Consider the following 16,817-nt stretch of genomic DNA (forward strand, 5'->3'; position numbering starts at 1 on the left):
GGCAGGGTTGCGTGGAGCCGCCTCGATGATCCCAACCAAACGCCTGCATGTCATCACCTGGGGCTGCCAGATGAACGTGTATGACAGCGGCCGGATGGCGGATGTCCTGGCGCCGCTGGGCTATGCGCCTGCGTCCGAACCGGAAGGCGCGGACATGGTGATCCTCAACACCTGCCACATCCGCGACAAGGCGGCGGAAAAGGTCTTCTCCGAACTTGGCCGGCTGCGTGTGATGAAGGAAGCCGCCGGCGGCGACATGATCCTGGCCGTTGCCGGCTGCGTCGCCCAGGCGGAAGGCGCGGAAATCCTGGCCCGAGCGCCGTATGTCGATATCGTGCTGGGGCCGCAGACCTATCATCGGCTGCCGGAAATGGTCGCCCGGGCGTCGCGCGCCGGCAACAAGGTGATCGAGACCGATTTCCCGCCCGAGGACAAGTTCGACCACCTGCCGGAGAGCACCACCCCGCAAGGCGTGACCGCTTTCCTGACCATCCAGGAGGGTTGCGACAAGTTCTGCAGCTTCTGCGTGGTTCCCTACACCCGCGGCGCCGAACAGAGCCGCCCCGCCGCCGCCATCCTCCGCGAAGCCCGCCATCTCGTGTCCCAAGGTGCCCGCGAGATCACCCTGCTGGGCCAGAACGTCAACGCGTGGCACGGCGAGGCGCCCGACGGGTCCACGTGGGGCCTTGGCCGCCTGCTGCGCGAACTCGCCGAGGTGCCAGACCTGCTGCGTCTGCGCTATGCCACGTCCCATCCGCGGGACATGGACGACGACCTGATCGCCGTGCACCGCGAGGTGCCGACGCTGATGCCGTTCCTGCACCTGCCGGTGCAGTCGGGATCGGACCGCATGCTGGCGGCGATGAACCGCAAACATACGGCGGACGACTATCGCCGGATCGTCGATCGCTTGCGCGACGCGCGTCCGGACATGGCGATGTCGTCCGACTTCATCGTCGGCCACCCCGGTGAAACCGAGGCCGATTTCGAAGCCACCATGACCCTGGTCCGCGATATCAATTTCGCGATGGCGTACAGCTTCAAATACTCGTCGCGGCCCGGCACGCCGGCGGCCGGTGCGCCTGTGCAGGTGCCGGAATTGGACAAAGACCGGCGGTTACAGGCGTTGCAGGCACTGCTGCGGGAACAGCAGGTGAAATTCGGCGCCGGTTGCGTCGGATTGGACCTGCCGGTGCTGTTCACCGGCCCGGGGCGCCACCCTGGGCAGATCGCCGGACGGTCACCATTTCTTCAACCTGTGCACCTGCCGGGAAGTGCCAATCTGATTGGTACTGAATCATTGGTGCGAATCGTCGCCAACCATCCAAACTCACTTGCGGGAACCCTTGTCCAGGAGAGACGAACAGCTTGACAGACCTCGCCGCCGTCCAGGCACCGCCCACCGCTGCAAGCGGAAAAACACTGGCTTCCTCCGCCACATCCGGCGGCAAGGCCATCACTCTCCAGTTCAACAACAACACCCTGCTGCCCCTGCTGTTGGGGGATCACGACCGGCACCTCGTCCGGATCGAGCAGGCCCTGGGGGTTCGCCTGTCCTGTCGGGGCAATCGGGTCGCCATCGCGGGGGACGCATCGCGGGTCGATGTCGCGCAGGAAATGCTGAGTGGACTTTGGCGGCGGCTGGAACGGGGTGAAAGCGTGGGAAGGGCAGAGATCGAGGCGGCCATCCGCCTGGCCGACACCGAGAACGATCCGCGGCTGCCGCTGTCGGACCTGCCGGCGATCCGCACCCGGCGTGGCGCGGTCGCCGCGCGCAGCCCCGGGCAGGCCGCCTACATGGACGCCCTGACGAACCATGAGATGGTGTTCGGCGTCGGCCCGGCCGGCACCGGCAAAACCTACCTCGCGGTCGCCCAGGCCGTTGCCATGCTGCAAGCCGGCAAGGTGGACCGCATCGTGCTGTCCCGCCCGGCCGTCGAGGCCGGCGAGCGGCTTGGATTCCTGCCCGGCGACATGAAGGAGAAGATCGATCCGTATCTGCGCCCGCTGTACGATGCGCTGCACGACATGATGCCGGCCGACCAGGTCATCCGCCGCATGACCAACGGCGAGATCGAGGTCGCTCCGCTGGCCTTCATGCGCGGCCGTACCTTGGCGCACTGCTACGCCATCCTGGATGAGGCGCAGAACACCACGCCCATGCAGATGAAGATGTTCCTGACCCGCATGGGCGAGGGCACCCGCATGGTCATCACCGGCGACCTCAGCCAGGTGGACCTGCCCAACGGCGTCCGCTCCGGTTTGCGGGACGCTTTGGATACGGTCGAGGGCATCCAGGGTATCGGCGTCGTCCGGTTCGAGCAGCGCGACGTGGTGCGCCATCCCCTGGTCGCACGGATCGTCGGCGCGTATGATCAGCGGGAAGCCGCCCAGGGCGAGGCGCGCCGGGAGAGGGAGCGTCCGCAGACGGGAGATTGACGGGACTTCGGCATGAGCAACCAGCAACTTTACGACCAGGACTTCTATGCCTGGGCCAATGAGCAGGCCGGGTTGTTGCGTGCAGGCAGGGTTTCCGAAGCGGATATCGAGCATATCGCCGAGGAAATCGAGAGCATGGGCAAAGCCGAGAAGCGCGAACTCGCCAGCCGGCTGACGGTGCTGCTTCTCCATCTGCTCAAGTGGCAATACCGGCCGCGCCGCGCGGGTGCGTCATGGCAGGCGACAATCCGCGTGCAGCGCCGCGACCTGACTGTCCATATGGCGGATAATCCAAGCTTGAAGTCCATGCTCTCACAAGCCATCGATCAAGCCTACGGAAACGCCGTGATCGAGGCTGGAGCCGACACCGGCTTGCCAGACGCTACTTTTCCGCAATCCTGTCCGTGGTCCTACGAGCAAATGATGGACCCTGACTTTTGGCCGGAATCGGCGTGATGGACGAGCCAGGTATGGCCAATCGGCCGCTTTACGACCAGGACTTCTACGCCTGGGCCAATGAGCAGGCCGGGTTGCTGCGTGCTGGCAAGCTTTCCGAAGCGGACATCGGACACATTGCCGAGGAAATAGAAAGCTTGGGCAAGGGTGAGAAGCGCGAATTGGTCAGCCGGCTGCGGGGGCTATTGGTGCATCTGCTCAAGTGGCGGTTTCAGCCTGCCTTTCGCAGCACGGGCTGGCGCCTGACGATCGAAGAGCAACGCAACCAGCTTGCGGATCACCTGGCTGATAATCCGAGCCTGAAATCCAGTCTGAACGAGACGATTGTGAGCGCTTACCGCAATGCCGTGCTGAGTGCCGCTCGGGAGACAGGGCTGGACCGGACGGCGTTTCCCGTTACCCATCATTGGTCCCCCGAGCAAATCATGGACTCGACTTTCTATCCAGAAGCGACACATTGAACTCCGATGGAACCTCCTAGTACCTGTCCGCCCGACCTCGATGGTCCCACCATCGATATCGTCGTGGCGGATCCGGGGTGGCACAGGCTGATCCCGAATGCCGGAACGATCGTCCGGCGGGCGGCGCATGCCGCGGGGATGGAAGGGACGATCGTCCTGTCCTCCAACCGCGTGGTGCGTGGCCTGAATGGCCGGCATCGCGGCAAGAACAAGCCCACCAACGTGCTGACCTATGAGCACCCTGCGCCGGAGATCATCCTGGCGCTGGGTGTCGTGCGCGCCGAGGCGGCCGCGCAGGGGCGGCGGCCGGCGCATCATCTTGCGCACCTGGTGGTGCATGGCGCGCTGCACCTGAATGGCGAGGACCACGATCATCCGGGTGATGCGCGCCGGATGGAGATGGCCGAATCCCGCATCCTGCACCGCATCGGCGTGCCCAATCCGTGGAAACGCGCATGAGCGCGCATCGGGACAGTCTGCTGAGCCGGCTTGGGTATCTGCTGGGACGCAAGCAGGCCGAACACTCGTTGCGCGATTCGATCGCGGAACTTGTGCAGGAAGCCGCCGATGCGCAGCAGATTCCGGGGGCGCAGCCGGAACTCGATCGCCACGAGCGGCTGCTGATCGCCAACGTCCTGCGGCTGCGGGAGACCACCGCCGACGACGTGATGGTGCCGCGCGCCGATATCGTGGCGATGCGGGCCGACGTGACGCTGGCACAGGCGATCGAACTGATCCGCAACGATGGCCACTCCCGCCTGCCGGTCTACCGGGAGCAGTTGGACGACGTGATCGGCATGGTCCACATCAAGGACGTGTTCGCCTATGTCGGCCGTCCGGAGGCGTTCAGCCTGGAGGCGATCCTGCGCAAGCCGCTGATGGTGGCGCCTCAACTGCCGGTGCTGGACATGCTGTTGCAGATGCGGACCCAGCGTATCCATCTGGCGCTGGTGGTGGACGAATACGGCGGTATTGACGGCCTGGTGACGATCGAGGATCTGGTCGAGACCATCACCGGCGACATCGCGGACGAGCATGACGACGTCGAGGCGCCGATGATCACCGAACGGCCCGACGGCGCGCTGGACCTGAACGCCCGTATGCCGATCGAGGATTTCGAGACCAAGGTCGGTCCCATCCTGACCGAGGACGAACGCGACGCCGATATCGATACGGTGGGCGGCCTGGTCTTCACGCTGGCGGGGCGTGTGCCGACGCGCGGTGAGGTCATCAGCCATCCATCGGGGATGGAATTTCGCGTGCTGGATGCCGATGCCAGGCGCATCCGGCGGCTGCGCGCGCGGCGGGCTGAGACTCCGGCGGCGGCGGCGTAGGAAGATCGGGGCGCTGCCCCGAACCCCGCCAAGGGCATTGCCCTTGGAACCCCGGTATTAGGTGGGTGGGCAGGAGGGGGCGACGCAGTCGTTGCAACCGACATGGTCGCCCCTCCTGCCCACCCACCTAAAATAATCGGGATCAAAGGGGCCGCGCCCCTTTGCGGGTCCGGGTAGAGCCCGGCCTGCTTATTCCAACCGCGCCCGAGCTTGGATCGCGATTCCGCCTTGCGGCGTCACGGCGAACAACTCGGCCTGGTCATGTTCTATGGTCCGTCCAACCACGGTAAACGCCGCCACATCGAACAGTGGCGCCCGGGCGCGCAGGCTGAACGCGGCGATCCGTCGCCGCGTGTTGTCCCGCAGCAGATCGAGCAGGCATTGTTGCGTGAACGGTCCATGCACCACGAGGCCGGGATAACCTTCCTGCTGCATCGCATAGGGCCGATCGTAGTGGATTCGATGCGGATTGAACGTCAGCGCCGAGTAACGAAACAGCGTCACCGGATCGGGCGTGATCGTGCGGCTCCATTGCATGTCCGCCGGCGGCGGCTCGGTTTTTGGAATGCCGGACTTCGTGCCTGCCGGCACGGCCTCGCGGAACACGCTGTGACTGTCCTCGGTCAGGGCCAAGCCGCGCGGCGTGTAGATCCGCCGTGTCGTGGTTGCCAGGATCAGTGTTCCGGTGCTGCCTTCCCGCAATTGGACGTCGGTGAACTCGGTCTCCCGGCGCAGCGTGTCGCCCACCAGGATCGGCGCGTGGAAGGTCAGCGCCACGCCGGCGTACATGCGCCGAGGCAGCGGCATGCGTGGCAGCACGCCGCGTTCGAGCGGCAGGCCATCCTCACCCAAGCGGGCCAGGGGTGTCGCATCGGGAAAATAAGCCAGATGCCAGCCCGGTTGTATCTCTGAACCGGGATCAGGTGTTTTGTCCCGCCGGCCGAACGTCGCGGCCATGCCACGCAGCGGCGCGGCGGTTGCTTCGTCGTGGTCTTCTTCCATGGCGCCAAGCCGCGCCCGCACGCTTTCGATGTCGATCATCTGGTGTCCCGCGAACAAAAGCCGTCCGGCCGAGGCCGAACGGCATGTGATGTCAGGTTGCGGGGGACAGCACGTGGATGACCCGGCTGGCGATCAAATCTTTGGTCTTGGCACCGTACGCGGCCATGTGGGGGGAGGCGGCGTGGGCCTTCAGGTGGGTCAGGCTTTCCCACTTTTCGATCACCAGAAAGGTGTCGGGGCCGAATTTGGTCTGGAATGAACCGACGCCGTCAGCGTCGGTCGCGGGGCCGTATTCGATGCAGCCGTCCTCGGCGTGCACGGCGGGCATATTGCCGCGGAACGCTTCCAGGATCGCATCGCGATGGCCCGGCTTGGCGGTGATGATGGCGACGACGTGGATCATTGTGTCACTGCTCCTTGGGTTGGGGTCGCGCTTGCGCACGCCGTCGCCATGATGCGCCAACTGCGACCGAGCGCGAAGACCCCGGGGTTTGTTGGTCGGCAGGTTCGGCGGGTGATTGGCGGCATCGTGGCGGCATGGCAATATTTTCGATGGTGATTATATTAATCCGATATGAGAATGAATTCGGCGGGACATGATGGAAAGTATCCAACGCGGGTGAAGCCGCTTGACGCGTGCGTCCGAATGGCCGGACGAGCGACCATCGCCTTGCACAGGCTTGCGGCCTCGATACAATAACCGCCTGGCTCAGGATGGATGGACCGGCCCATTTACACCACCCCACAGTGTCTGGCTTCCCGAGCCCGTCAACAGCCGCATGTTCGGGCGATCACTGGCGGTGGCATTGATTGCTCCTATTGCGACCTTGCTGTCCATGTGGTGCAGGTGCTGGATGCGCTGGCCGTCCTGGGCATTCGGCGCGGTCAGGTCGTTGGGGTCGAGGCGGGGGACCGGTTCCTGCATCTGCTGCTGTTGCTGGCGTGCGAGGCATTAGGGGCGGCCACGATCACCCTGTCGCCGTTCGAGTTGGCGCCGGAGGTGGACCTGGGACGGTTTTGCGATCGTGTGTTGGCGATGCAGGTGCCGGCCGGGGTCGATGCCGGCAAGGTTTTCGTTTTGACGCAGGACTGGTTGGTGCGAGTCCTTCAAGCGCCGGTGCGGGACGATCGGTTCGGTGCGTTGGCGCAGCCGGCCGATCCAGACAGCCTGGTCAGGCTGATCAAGTCGTCCGGGACGACCGGTGTGCCGAAGGTGATGGGGCTCACTCACCGGGTGCATCAGAACAGTATTCGAAACAATCTGTGGCTGGCGGGGGAGTACCTGCGATCGCGGGCGGATTATCTGTGCCTGTATCCGTTCTCGGTTCGCGGGTGCCATGCGCGCGCGATGCAGATGCTGCAGATGGGTGGAACGATCCATTTTGCGGCGATGGAGGCGGCCGCGGCGATGATCATGGCGGGCAGTGTCAATTATACGCTGTTCGTGTCCGGCGATCTGGATCGGTTCGTGCGCACGGCCGAGCTGTCGGGCGGTCCGTTCGGCTTGCATGTGGATGTCATCGGAGGAGCGGTGTCCCCTGCCCTGCGGGCTGACGCTGCCAGGTTGCTGACGGATCGTGTGATGGTGACGTATGGGACCAACGAGATCCATTACGTGTCCGTGGTTGGGCCGGACGATGTCGGGGTTTTGCTGCCGGGTGTGGAGGTGATGGTCGTCGATGATGAGGGTCTGCCGGTGCCGGCGGGGGAAAGTGGGCTGATACTGGTTCGGTCCGATACGATGGTGGACGGGTATCTCGGGGCGCCGGCGCTGACCGCGGCGGCGTTTGTGGATGGGTGGTATCACACCAGCGATGTGGGGTTTCAGCCGTCGCCGGGCTCGCTGGTGGTGCAGGGACGTGCGGACGGGATGTTGAATGTCGGCGGGATGAAGGTGCCGCCGGGGCCTGTGGTGGAGCAGATCAGGGCGATCGACGGCGTGCTGGACGCGATGGTGACGAATGTCGTCAATGCCAGGGGGATCGAGGTGCTGCTGGTTGCGGTTGAAACCGGTTCGGGAGGCGGTCCGGCAGGGTTGGAAGCGGCGATCAATCCGATCATCCAGCGTTATGCTTCGCGGTATGTTTTGCTGCCGATGGATGAGTTTCCGCGGACGGAGACGCGGAAGATACGGCAGGATGCGGTGCGGGCGGCTTATGCCGGCGGGGGTTGGGGGTGATCCGCGGGTTTTTGCTGGGCCTGGACGAAGGCGTGGATGGCGTGCCTGCGCACGCCATGACGGTTGTGTAGGTCTTGGGTCTTCGGCCGCCGTACCGGTTGTGTGGATCGCCGGTCTTGCATCCGTCATGACGGTTGTGTGGCGGTGCCGACGAGTCTGCGATGACGTTGATTGGTGTTATGCGGCTTTGCGGGATGGCTGGAGAGCGGCCCATACGGTGGCTGGTGTTAGCGGCATCTGAATGTGGGTTGCGCTGTTGGCGTGGCCGGCGCGGGTCAGGGCGTCGGCGACGGCGTTGACCACTGCCGGGGTGGCGCCGATCGTGCCGAGTTCGCCGACGCCTTTGACGCCCAGCGGGTTGGTCAGGCAGGGGACCGACTGGTCCAGCACGTGGACGAAGTCTCGGATGATGTCGGCGCGCGGCATGAAGTAGTCCATCATGCTGGCGGTTATGACCTGGCCTGATTCGTGGTCGTATTGCATGTGTTCGCCCAGGGCCTGGCCGATGCCTTGCACCGCGCCGCCGTCGAGTTGGCCTCGCACGATCATCGGGTTGACCACGCGGCCGACGTCGTTGACTGACACGTAGGAAACGATTTCGACGGCGCCGGTGTCGGGATCGACTTCGACCTCGGTGATATGGGCGCCGTTCGGCCAGCTTGGGCCGTTCACGGAGCTGGTCGAGTCGACGTAGATACGGTTGTCGGGTTGGCGGGCAGCGAGCTCGAACAGGCCGATGCCACGGTCGGTGCCGGCGATACGGAACATGCCCTCGGCGTATTCGATGTCGGCGGCGGAGGCTTCCAAGGCCTCGGCGGCGAGGTCTCGGCCGTTCGCGACGGCGGTTTCGGAGGCGTGATGAATGGCGGAGCCGGCGGTGAACAGCGAGCGTGACCCGGCGCTGCCGAAGCCTGATCCGCGGTCGGAATCGCCGGTGACGATACGGATGCGGTCGAGTTCCACACCGAAGACGTCGACGACGAGTTGGGCGTAGGACGTCGCGATCCCCTGCCCCATGCCCATGGTGGTGGCGTAGACCTCGATTTCGCCGTCGCCGGAGACCGAGACGGTGACGCGTTCCTCAAACACGTTGCCGCCGGTCCATTCCAGGAAGGACGCGAGGCCTCGACCGCGCAATTTGCCGTGGGTGCGCGAGGCGGCTTCTCGTGCGGGGAAATCGTCCCATTTCGCCAGGGTCAGGGCCTGGTGCAGGATCGATCCGAAATTGCCGCTGTCGTACACCTGGCCCATGGCGTTGGTGTAGGGCATCTGGTCAGGGCGGATCAGGTTGCGGCGACGGATTTCGGCGGGATCCAGGTCGAGTTGGCGGGCGGCGGCGTCGAACAGGCGCTCGATGAGGTAGATCGCCTCCGGCCGGCCGGCGCCGCGATAGGCGGCGGTGGGGGCGGTGTGGGTCAGCACCGCGCGCAGGTCGAAATCGATGGTGCGGATGTCGTAGATGCTGGTGGAGACCCACGGGCCGATCATCAGTTGGATGATGATGCCGACGGTGCTGCCATAGGCGCCGACATTGGCGAGCGAGCGGATGCGGTAGGCCAGCACCTTGCCGTCGGCGTCGAGTGCGAGTTCGGCGTGGCTTTCGACGTCGCGGCCGTGGGTGGAGGAGAGGAATTCCTCGATGCGTGTCGGTGTCCATTTCACCGGGCGGCCGATTTGGCGGGCGGCGTAGGCGACGACGATGTCCTCCGGGTAGAGGCCGGTCTTCATGCCGAAGCCGCCGCCGACATCGCCGACGACGACACGGACTTTTTCGGTGGGGAGACCGAGGGCGTTGCAGAGCGTGTCCCGGGCGCCGGAGGGCATTTGACTGGACAGACGGAGTGTCAGGCGTTCTGTGTCACGGTCGTAGCTGGCGAGCGAACAGCGTGGTTCCATCGATGTCGGCACCAGGCGCTGGTTGACCAGGTCGAGGCTGACAATGTGGGCCGCCTTGGCGAAGGCGGCGTCGGATGCGGCCGGGTCGCCGTGCTTCATCTGCGCGGCGATGTTGCCGGTGGCGGCGGGCCAGACCAGGGGGGCGCCCTCGGCGGTGGCCTCGGCCAGTTCGGTGACGACGGGTTGTTCGTCGTAGTCGACCAGGATGGCTTCCAGGGCGTCTTTCGCTTGTTCGGCGGTTTCGGCGATCACGGCGGCGACGGCTTCGCCGACGAAGCGGACGGTTCCTTGCGCGAGAGCCGGGCGCAGCGGCGTGGCGCCGGGTGAGCCGTCGGGGCGGGTGAAGATCGGAGCGACCGGCAGCGGTTGGACGTTGGCGGCGGCGAGGTCGGCTCCGGTCAGGATTGCCCGCACGCCGGGTATGGCAGCGGCGGCGGTGGTGTCGATGGAGACGATGCTTGCGTGGGCGTGCGGGGAGCGGAGGAAGGCCAGGTGGGCCTGTCCGGGCAGGGTGAAGTCGTCGGTGAAACGGCCGGCGCCGGCCAGCAGACCGGCGTCCTCGATGCGGCGCACCTCGCGGCCGCTGCCGAAGCGTCCGATGGTCGATCCGTCTGGCATGCGTCGTGGTCTCCGTGGGTCTTCGGGTTCGAGGTTCACACCGCAAGGCGTGGATGGCGGGCCTGCGCCCGCCATGACGATGGGGGTCGGGCGGCGGTCGCCGGTCACGCGCGGCTTGGTGGGGTCGGCGTGAAGATGGGGTGGGTGTCGGTGTTGGACAGGGGGGTCGTTATGTCAGTTCGCGTGATTCACGCCTTCCCGCCTGCGGCGTCAGGCGATCACGCTCAGACCCTTTGGCCGCCGTCGATGTGGACTTCGGAACCGCTGATGTACATCGCCTGGTTGGAACAGAGGAAATACAGCAGGTCGGCGACCTCGTTCGGCTTGCCGAGGCGGCGGAGGGGGATTTCGCGGTTGACGATTTCCTCGGTGCCGGGGGACAGGATTGCGGTGTCGATCTCGCCGGGGGAGACGGCATTCACCCGCACGCCGTGGCGGCCCAGGTCGTTGGCCATTTCCCGGGTCAGGGCGGCCAGGCCGGCCTTGGAGGTGGCGTAGGCGGCGCTGGCGAACGGGTGCACGCGGGAGCCCACGATCGAGGTCATGTTGACGATGCTGCCCTTGGATTCGATCAGGTAGTCGCTGAGACCCTGGGCGAGCAGGATGGCGGAGAAGAAGTTCACGTTAAAGATGTGCAGCCAGTCTTTGTAGGCCATCTCCAGGCTGGTGATCTTGCGGCCGTCCGAATGCTTGGGGGAGATCGCGGCGTTGTTGATCAGCGCGTCGAGGCGGCCGCCGCTGATCCGCTTGATCTCTGGCAGGGACGCCTGGACGGTGCCGACGTCGGACAGGTCCATCTGGATGTGGTTGCGCTCGCCGCCCGGCCACGGGCAGCGCGGGTCGAACGCATGGCGGGAAATCGTCAGCACCCGCCAGCCCTCGCTGCTGAAGCGCTTGACAGTCGCATGGCCGATGCCGCGGCTGGCGCCGGTCAGCAGCAGAACACGTTCCTGGGCGTCCGACATGGTCCCGATCCTTTGCTGTTGATGTCCCTAGCCGGGGTTATGCCCGCCGTAATCCCAGCCGTGGCCGTGCGGACACGTGAGACATTCACGATATCCTATCCGCATTATCCTTGCCCTGTTTGTCAATCCTGTCAGACGATGGCGGATCGCCCGCGATCAGGATCTTCCGGCATGCCATCTGAGCTTCCCGTTCCCACACTGGACCACGTCGTCGTCAACGCGCGCGACCGCATCGACGATGCGGCGGATACGTATCGCCGGTTGGGGTTCACACTGACGCCTCGGGGCTATCATACGCTGGGGTCGATGAATCACCTGGCGATGTTCGGCACCGATTATCTGGAGCTGATCGCCGTCAAACCCGGCGACGACAGCCGGCCGGAGATCATGAGCGCGCCCTTCGGCCTGAACGGCTTGGTGTTCGGTTCGGAGGACGCCACCGCGACACATCAGGCGTTGGAAGGCAACGGGGTGCCGATCGACGCGCCTCAGCAGTTCTCCCGCCCCGTGCAGATCGGCGATGCGACGCGTGACGCGGTGTTCCGGACGACGCGGCTGCAGAACGCGGCGACGCCGGCGGGGCGGTTCTACTTCTGCCAGCACCTGACCCGCGACGCGGTCTGGCGCGACGAATGGCGGCATCATGCCAACGGCGCCGTGGGGATCGCCCGAGCGGTGATCGCGGCCGAGGACCCACGGACATTGGGCGGCCTGTTCACCCGCATGTTCGGCCCCCGCTCGGTTCGCCCGACCGATGACGGCTGCTCGCTGATCCTAGGACTGTCGCGGTTCGACGTGGTCACGCCGGCGGCGATCTGGGAGATGTTCGGCGGCGCCGCGCCCGACAGCCGGGGACGGCGGGATTACATGGCTGCGCTGACGATCCGCACGCTGTCGCTGGACGCGGTGGAGACGGCGCTGGAGGCTGGCGGGGTGAAGGGCTGGGACCGGATCGGGACCAGCGTGCTGGTGCCGGCGCCCGAGGCGTTCGGGGTGACGATCGAATTCAGCGTCTGAATAGGACGACCTGGACGGCCGGTAACCTTTCCTTCACCTATTGATGGCCATCCTGCCGGTGTGACCGGCACCACCCTTCCCCTGGCCGAATTCCATCACCCGGCGACGTTCGCCAGCCGGGGTGTCGCCGTGCCCTTCACGACGCCGATGCTGGCCGGTGCCAGGGTGCGGGCGTCGCAGCGCGATGGGATCGAGCTGGTGCTGCCGAACCCGTCCGGCAGCGACGGAATTTACATCCTGCACTGGCCGGGTGTCCGGGCGCTGTGCCGGCCCACCGTCCATGACACGATGCTGTTCCGGCGGCTGTCCCGCGTCCCGGCGATCAATCCCGCCCAGGTTCGCGAGGCGACGCTGGAGGTCGCGCTGGCAGGCCATGCCGGGCGCGGCGTCGTGGCGGCGGCCGAGGCCGCGCTCGCCTATGGACGCTCCCAGCAACTGCTTGCCCACTTCCTGTTGTCGACCGGACTGGTGGCGCAACTGGACTCCGACGATCCGCCACCCGAACAGCCGGTGGACATCGAACGGCGCGCCCGCGCGGCGCTGTACCGGATCGCGCCATGGCTCGGCCGGTCGGGCTTGCAACTGACATTCTGCCTGGCGGCGATCGCCGCGCTGTTCGCTCCGGCGGGGATCGCCGCCGGCGATCGCGCTGCCCGCATCCCGCGCCTGCTGACCCGGCTACGGGACACGCTGGCCGATTTGTTGCAGTGGCTGGCCGCCGATCCCGGCAACGATATCGGCGGCCTGGGGCGGGCGATCGCGGTCGCCATACGGCGGGCGTGCGATAGCGGAGAGGCGGCGCTGGCGGCCACTCGATCGGCCGTGACCGATCCGTTGGCGGTGCTGAAGCAATGGATCGCCGATGCGGCCGGCGTGCGGGCGACGGCCATGCGCTGCGAGTGGCTGCTGGACGGGTGGGAGCGCGTGGCGCTGCTGTGGCTGTCGGCCAATCCGCTGGTGTCGCGGCGGGTGGCACTGCTGGAAATGGCGCCGCTGATCCCCGTGCTGCCGCGTGAGGTGGCGGCATGGGCCGATATCTCTATCCACGCCGACACGATGCGGCAGGCCTGCCGGGTCACCAGCCGCGAGGACGGCTGGCGCACCGGTGGTTCGGCATTCGCCCTGATCGAGCGCAATGAGAAGCTGCTCGCCATGAGCACCTGAATGGCGGAGGAACCGATCGAGACGCGGCTGCCCGCGATCCGTTCGGCCGTGCCGGTTGTCGCGCGGCCCCCCGAGATCCAGGCCCTGGCTCGGACGGTGCGGGACGCCGAGGACCCGCGGATCGTGCGTGTTGTGGCGATCGTGGATGCGATGATCAACCGCGGGCCGATCGACCAACTGATCGCGCCGATCCGTCCGCGGCTGGTTCGGTTGCGGCCGCCGCGGCCGCTGCGCTTCGCCAGGCTGTTGTTTCATCCGCTGGATCGGCTGTTCGTGCCGGCGGCACGCTGGCGGCCCGAACAGAAAACACTTATGTGGACGGCCCGGAGGTGACAAGCCCTGTTCACTTACTTACTTTGCCTAAGCACCTCACTCTGTCCCGCCCTGGGACACCGGACAGAACGAACCGTCGACGGCATGTAAGCCCGCTTCTCGGCTTGTGGCCGAGGTCAAGCCCCGTAGCCGCGAAGCCGGGCGTCACAGACGCCGGGCTTGAAGTCGGCCACAAGCCGAGAGACCATCAAAAATAGCCGTTTCGCGCTTGTCCGGCGGCCCTTGAAGCCAGGTCAATTCTTATGAGCACTGAAAAGGCGTGTTTTGTAGCTCCATTGATGAGCGCCGTCAGTCCCGTCCGAAGCCTCTCGGCAGCTGGACTGCCTGAAGATCTTCAACATGATCACGCAACTCCAGCACGGCGTCGAGCGCTTCCGCTGTCGGGCTGTCTGCCAAGCTGGAGGGTAGGTTGGCCCGCCACTCCTGAAACTGGTCCAGCATGTCCGCCAACGTCTGCACTGCGTCAGCCCACCGTTCCGGCCGGCTGCGCCGATCGGCAGGCCTGCGATATCGGACAACCACCGGCGGCCTCGCCGGCGCAGCCGCGGCAGCAACCTTGCGCCGCGCCCTGTAGGCCGCGGATCGCTCGGCAGGGGTCGCGGCGTGATCGCCGCGGGGTGGTGGTCCTGGCATCCGGGCTTGTTATCCCGTGACGTGTCACCAGTGCAATCGCGTTCCTATATGAGCCGCTGAGCGGCGCTGGTAAAAGATCCGGTCAGTCGCGTCCTTATGTCCGGCCTATATCGCGGCGTTCGCCGCTGGCCATCATGGGTGTGCGCTTACGTGTCAGGCACCAATCTGCTACGGCGTGCTCGTGGCACAGCGTTTTCTGCGGTATTGCCTGAGCTGTTGAATTGACCACAGCCTTTCCCATCACGCTGTTCAGCGCTTCCTGCCGGATCAAGCGGGCTTGCGCCCGCCGCCTGCCATCCTGCGGGAAAGCATCATGCAGTCGCTTGCGCTGCGACCGCGACACCACCCTTCGGACGATAGACCTCCTTGCGCGTCATCACCGCCCAAGCGATGCGCGCCATCTTGTTCGCCAGTGCCACCGTCACCAACCTGACGGGACGGCGCTCCAGAATGGTTCGGAGCCAGGCGCCGACCGCGCTGTTCCAGCCATCGGCCCGGCAGACCATCGACGTGGCACCGAGCACCAGCAGTTTGCGGACTTCCCGGTTGCCCGTCTTGGTGATCCGTCCGAGGCGCGTCTTGCCGCCGGTGGAATTCTGCCGCGGCACCAAGCCAAGCCAGGCGGCGAATTGCCGTGCCGATTTGAACAGACCGATATCCACCACCGTCGCCGTGATCAGCGACGCGGTAATCGGACCGATGCCGGGGATCGTCGCCAGACGGCGGGCGGTCTCATCGGTGCGGGCATGCGCAACGATCTCGGCTTCGAAGGTTTCGATCCCTTCACTCAGATCGTTGCGGTAGTCATGCAGCCCGGTAATCGCCTGTTTGGCCTGTTTGGGAATGGTCTCGTCCGTATTGACAAGTGTCATCAGTTCGTCGAGCTTTCGTATGCCCTTTGGAACGGTGACGCCGAATTCCGTAGCTAGGCCGCGCATGGCGTTCGCCAGCGTTGTCTGCTGTTTGACCAACAGCGACCGAGCCGCGTGCAAGGCCAGGATGCCCTGCTGCTGTATGGTCTTGGCCGGCACGAACCTAGCATCGGGTCGGGAGGCGGCTTCGCAGATCGCTGCGGCGTCAGCCGCATCGTTCTTCTTGCCCTTCTTCACGAAAGGTTTGACCGCTTCGGCGGCAATCAACTTCACTGTGTGACCGAGGCCGGTGAACATCCGCGCCCAGTGATGCGCGGCGCCACAGGCCTCCATTACCACCGTGCAACTTTCCTGTTTCTCGAAGAACGCGATCAACTCGCTGCGGCGCAATTTACGCTTGATCTCGACCTTTCCAGTCTCGTTCACCCCATGGATTTGGAACACAGACTTGGCTGTATCCAGGCCGATCATGCTAATGCTCATGGCGGGCGGCTCCCTTGTTGCAGGTTCTGACAACCCGCACTTTGGCACATCGATGCCGTTGGGGCCGTCCACCCCATCTGCTCGGGTCGCTCAACCGAGCGAAGACGACGATCGCGCGAGTCGAGGCCGCAGGCGTCGTCAGTTGGCGGCTGATCTAATCCGTGTTTCGGGCCGTTCGGGAGAAGCCCCGAACGAAACACGGTCTAGGCGGCCTGCGCGCGTTGCCAGTAGCCGCAAAAATCAACCGACGGCTTGCACCGCATCGCCAACCCGACCACGCCGTAGACTTGCTCGCCGTTGCTGACGCGGCGCAGATCCTCGCGCCAGGCCGCCTCCTGGGCGTAGCGGACAAGGTACGGTCCGGCGATGTGGTGGTGATGTCCGAGTTCGCCACGACGCAGACGGGAGAAGTAGGATTCGGCACCGTTGGTGCAGGCGCCGTCGATGCTGTAGCCCTCCTGGTGGTTGATCCGCTGCATGGCGAAGCTGGCGTGCAACGGGTTCCAGGCGGGGCTCTCATCGGCATGCACCGTGGTGCCCTTGACGATCCGCAGCCGGACGGCCGCGACGGCGTGCGCCTCGGCAGCAAACACCTGCGCCAACGTGCGCCCGCCGCGCTCGCGCATGGCTACGACAACCTGACGCTTGCCCGACCGGTTCTCGGCTAGCCGGCGGTCGATCCGGTCGGCGGCCAGGTTCTCCGGCCGGATATGGCCACCGAAATAAGCGCCGTCGATCTCGGCTGCCCGTCCCTCGCCGCCGATACGTAGCGCCTTGGTGCTGGACGCCATGGCTTCACGCAGTTGTGCGCCAGCACAAACGCCGTCTTGTATTGCACATCAAGGTCGCGGCAGAACGCCAGCATGCTCTGCCGAGTCGGCCCGGGGAGTCTCACCCCGAGCCGCTCACAGATCCGGACTTGATACTCTCGCATCATCCGGCTCGTGCCACCGAAACGAAGGCTG

Annotated in this window: 16 protein-coding genes; 10 read left to right on the forward strand and 6 right to left on the reverse strand. The window is 65.6% G+C overall.

From position 1 onward, the window contains the following. Positions 1–25 precede the first annotated feature (25 nt). Genes miaB through GSQ89_RS04980 form a run of 6 tightly spaced genes read left to right on the forward strand, consistent with a single transcriptional unit; the run spans position 26 to position 4,690 of the window. Entirely contained in the window at positions 26–1,372 is a 1,347-nt protein-coding gene (gene miaB, locus GSQ89_RS04955) for a tRNA (N6-isopentenyl adenosine(37)-C2)-methylthiotransferase MiaB (RefSeq protein WP_158922620.1), read from the forward strand. 50 nt (positions 1,373–1,422) lie between these two features. After that, complete coding sequence (locus GSQ89_RS04960; protein WP_254073096.1) at positions 1,423–2,439, forward strand: PhoH family protein; 1,017 nt, start codon at positions 1,423–1,425, stop codon at positions 2,437–2,439. A gap of 12 nt (positions 2,440–2,451) precedes the next feature. Further along, entirely contained in the window at positions 2,452–2,895 is a 444-nt protein-coding gene (locus tag GSQ89_RS04965; RefSeq protein ID WP_158922624.1) for a DUF29 domain-containing protein, read from the forward strand. Beyond that, positions 2,895–3,356, forward strand: coding sequence for a DUF29 domain-containing protein (locus GSQ89_RS04970; protein ID WP_254073079.1), 462 nt, complete (start codon positions 2,895–2,897; stop codon positions 3,354–3,356). The genes GSQ89_RS04965 and GSQ89_RS04970 overlap by 1 nt, the downstream gene beginning before the upstream one ends. Positions 3,357–3,362: 6 nt before the next feature. Then, entirely contained in the window at positions 3,363–3,815 is a 453-nt protein-coding gene (gene ybeY / locus GSQ89_RS04975) for an rRNA maturation RNase YbeY (protein ID WP_158922626.1), read from the forward strand. Beyond that, a complete protein-coding gene (locus tag GSQ89_RS04980; protein WP_158922628.1) occupies positions 3,812–4,690 on the forward strand; it encodes a hemolysin family protein in 879 nt (292 codons plus the stop codon). The genes ybeY and GSQ89_RS04980 overlap by 4 nt, the downstream gene beginning before the upstream one ends. 189 nt (positions 4,691–4,879) lie before the next feature. Here the strand turns inward: GSQ89_RS04980 and GSQ89_RS04985 are convergent, their stop codons facing one another. Both GSQ89_RS04985 and GSQ89_RS04990 read right to left on the reverse strand, forming a co-directional pair. Next, a complete protein-coding gene (locus GSQ89_RS04985; protein ID WP_158922630.1) occupies positions 4,880–5,731 on the reverse strand; it encodes a MaoC family dehydratase N-terminal domain-containing protein in 852 nt (283 codons plus the stop codon). A gap of 52 nt (positions 5,732–5,783) precedes the next feature. Continuing rightward, positions 5,784–6,095: a putative quinol monooxygenase gene (locus GSQ89_RS04990; RefSeq protein ID WP_158922632.1), complete on the reverse strand. Its 312-nt coding sequence runs from the start codon at positions 6,093–6,095 to the stop codon at positions 5,784–5,786. 315 nt (positions 6,096–6,410) lie between these two features. Between GSQ89_RS04990 and GSQ89_RS04995 the strand changes: the two genes are divergently transcribed. Next, positions 6,411–7,871: a class I adenylate-forming enzyme family protein gene (locus GSQ89_RS04995; protein WP_158922634.1), complete on the forward strand. Its 1,461-nt coding sequence runs from the start codon at positions 6,411–6,413 to the stop codon at positions 7,869–7,871. 177 nt (positions 7,872–8,048) lie between these two features. Here GSQ89_RS04995 and GSQ89_RS05000 read toward each other — a convergent pair whose 3' ends face one another. Further along, complete coding sequence (locus GSQ89_RS05000; protein WP_158922636.1) at positions 8,049–10,385, reverse strand: xanthine dehydrogenase family protein molybdopterin-binding subunit; 2,337 nt, start codon at positions 10,383–10,385, stop codon at positions 8,049–8,051. Between the two features lie 224 nt (positions 10,386–10,609). Continuing rightward, positions 10,610–11,350 carry an SDR family NAD(P)-dependent oxidoreductase gene (locus tag GSQ89_RS05005; RefSeq protein ID WP_158922638.1) on the reverse strand — a complete coding sequence of 247 codons (741 nt, stop codon included), beginning with the start codon at positions 11,348–11,350 and terminating at the stop codon, positions 10,610–10,612. Positions 11,351–11,521: 171 nt separating this feature from the next. On the opposite strand from GSQ89_RS05005, the gene GSQ89_RS05010 reads away from it, so the two are divergent. Genes GSQ89_RS05010 through GSQ89_RS05020 form a run of 3 tightly spaced genes read left to right on the forward strand, consistent with a single transcriptional unit; the run spans position 11,522 to position 13,864 of the window. Then, positions 11,522–12,367 (forward strand): VOC family protein, encoded by an 846-nt coding sequence (locus GSQ89_RS05010; RefSeq protein ID WP_158922640.1) that lies wholly within the window; start codon positions 11,522–11,524, stop codon positions 12,365–12,367. Between the two features lie 60 nt (positions 12,368–12,427). Next, complete coding sequence (locus GSQ89_RS05015; RefSeq protein WP_158922642.1) at positions 12,428–13,531, forward strand: hypothetical protein; 1,104 nt, start codon at positions 12,428–12,430, stop codon at positions 13,529–13,531. Next, positions 13,532–13,864, forward strand: coding sequence for a hypothetical protein (locus GSQ89_RS05020; protein WP_158922644.1), 333 nt, complete (start codon positions 13,532–13,534; stop codon positions 13,862–13,864). Positions 13,865–14,808: 944 nt separating this feature from the next. Here the strand turns inward: GSQ89_RS05020 and GSQ89_RS05025 are convergent. Both GSQ89_RS05025 and GSQ89_RS05030 read right to left on the reverse strand, forming a co-directional pair. Next, positions 14,809–15,852, reverse strand: a complete 1,044-nt coding sequence (locus tag GSQ89_RS05025; protein ID WP_158923056.1) for an IS110 family transposase — start codon at positions 15,850–15,852, stop codon at positions 14,809–14,811. A 203-nt stretch (positions 15,853–16,055) separates the two neighbouring features. Then, positions 16,056–16,685 carry an IS1595 family transposase gene (locus GSQ89_RS05030; RefSeq protein ID WP_371734216.1) on the reverse strand — a complete coding sequence of 210 codons (630 nt, stop codon included), beginning with the start codon at positions 16,683–16,685 and terminating at the stop codon, positions 16,056–16,058. Positions 16,686–16,817 lie beyond the last annotated feature (132 nt).

Source organism: Acidisphaera sp. S103 (assembly GCF_009765975.1).
GTDB lineage: Bacteria > Pseudomonadota > Alphaproteobacteria > Acetobacterales > Acetobacteraceae > Rhodopila.

Coding starts and splice junctions, on each gene's coding strand:
- GSQ89_RS04985 (WP_158922630.1), bottom strand. CDS start 5,731: ATGATCGACATCGAAAGCGTGCGGGCGCGGCTTGGCGCCATGGAAGAA.
- GSQ89_RS05025 (WP_158923056.1), bottom strand. CDS start 15,852: ATGAGCATTAGCATGATCGGCCTGGATACAGCCAAGTCTGTGTTCCAA.
- GSQ89_RS04995 (WP_158922634.1), top strand. CDS start 6,411: ATGGACCGGCCCATTTACACCACCCCACAGTGTCTGGCTTCCCGAGCC.
- ybeY (WP_158922626.1), top strand. CDS start 3,363: ATGGAACCTCCTAGTACCTGTCCGCCCGACCTCGATGGTCCCACCATC.
- GSQ89_RS04990 (WP_158922632.1), bottom strand. CDS start 6,095: ATGATCCACGTCGTCGCCATCATCACCGCCAAGCCGGGCCATCGCGAT.
- GSQ89_RS04965 (WP_158922624.1), top strand. CDS start 2,452: ATGAGCAACCAGCAACTTTACGACCAGGACTTCTATGCCTGGGCCAAT.
- GSQ89_RS04980 (WP_158922628.1), top strand. CDS start 3,812: ATGAGCGCGCATCGGGACAGTCTGCTGAGCCGGCTTGGGTATCTGCTG.
- GSQ89_RS05000 (WP_158922636.1), bottom strand. CDS start 10,385: ATGCCAGACGGATCGACCATCGGACGCTTCGGCAGCGGCCGCGAGGTG.
- GSQ89_RS05005 (WP_158922638.1), bottom strand. CDS start 11,350: ATGTCGGACGCCCAGGAACGTGTTCTGCTGCTGACCGGCGCCAGCCGC.
- GSQ89_RS04970 (WP_254073079.1), top strand. CDS start 2,895: ATGGACGAGCCAGGTATGGCCAATCGGCCGCTTTACGACCAGGACTTC.
- GSQ89_RS05010 (WP_158922640.1), top strand. CDS start 11,522: ATGCCATCTGAGCTTCCCGTTCCCACACTGGACCACGTCGTCGTCAAC.
- GSQ89_RS05020 (WP_158922644.1), top strand. CDS start 13,532: ATGGCGGAGGAACCGATCGAGACGCGGCTGCCCGCGATCCGTTCGGCC.
- miaB (WP_158922620.1), top strand. CDS start 26: ATGATCCCAACCAAACGCCTGCATGTCATCACCTGGGGCTGCCAGATG.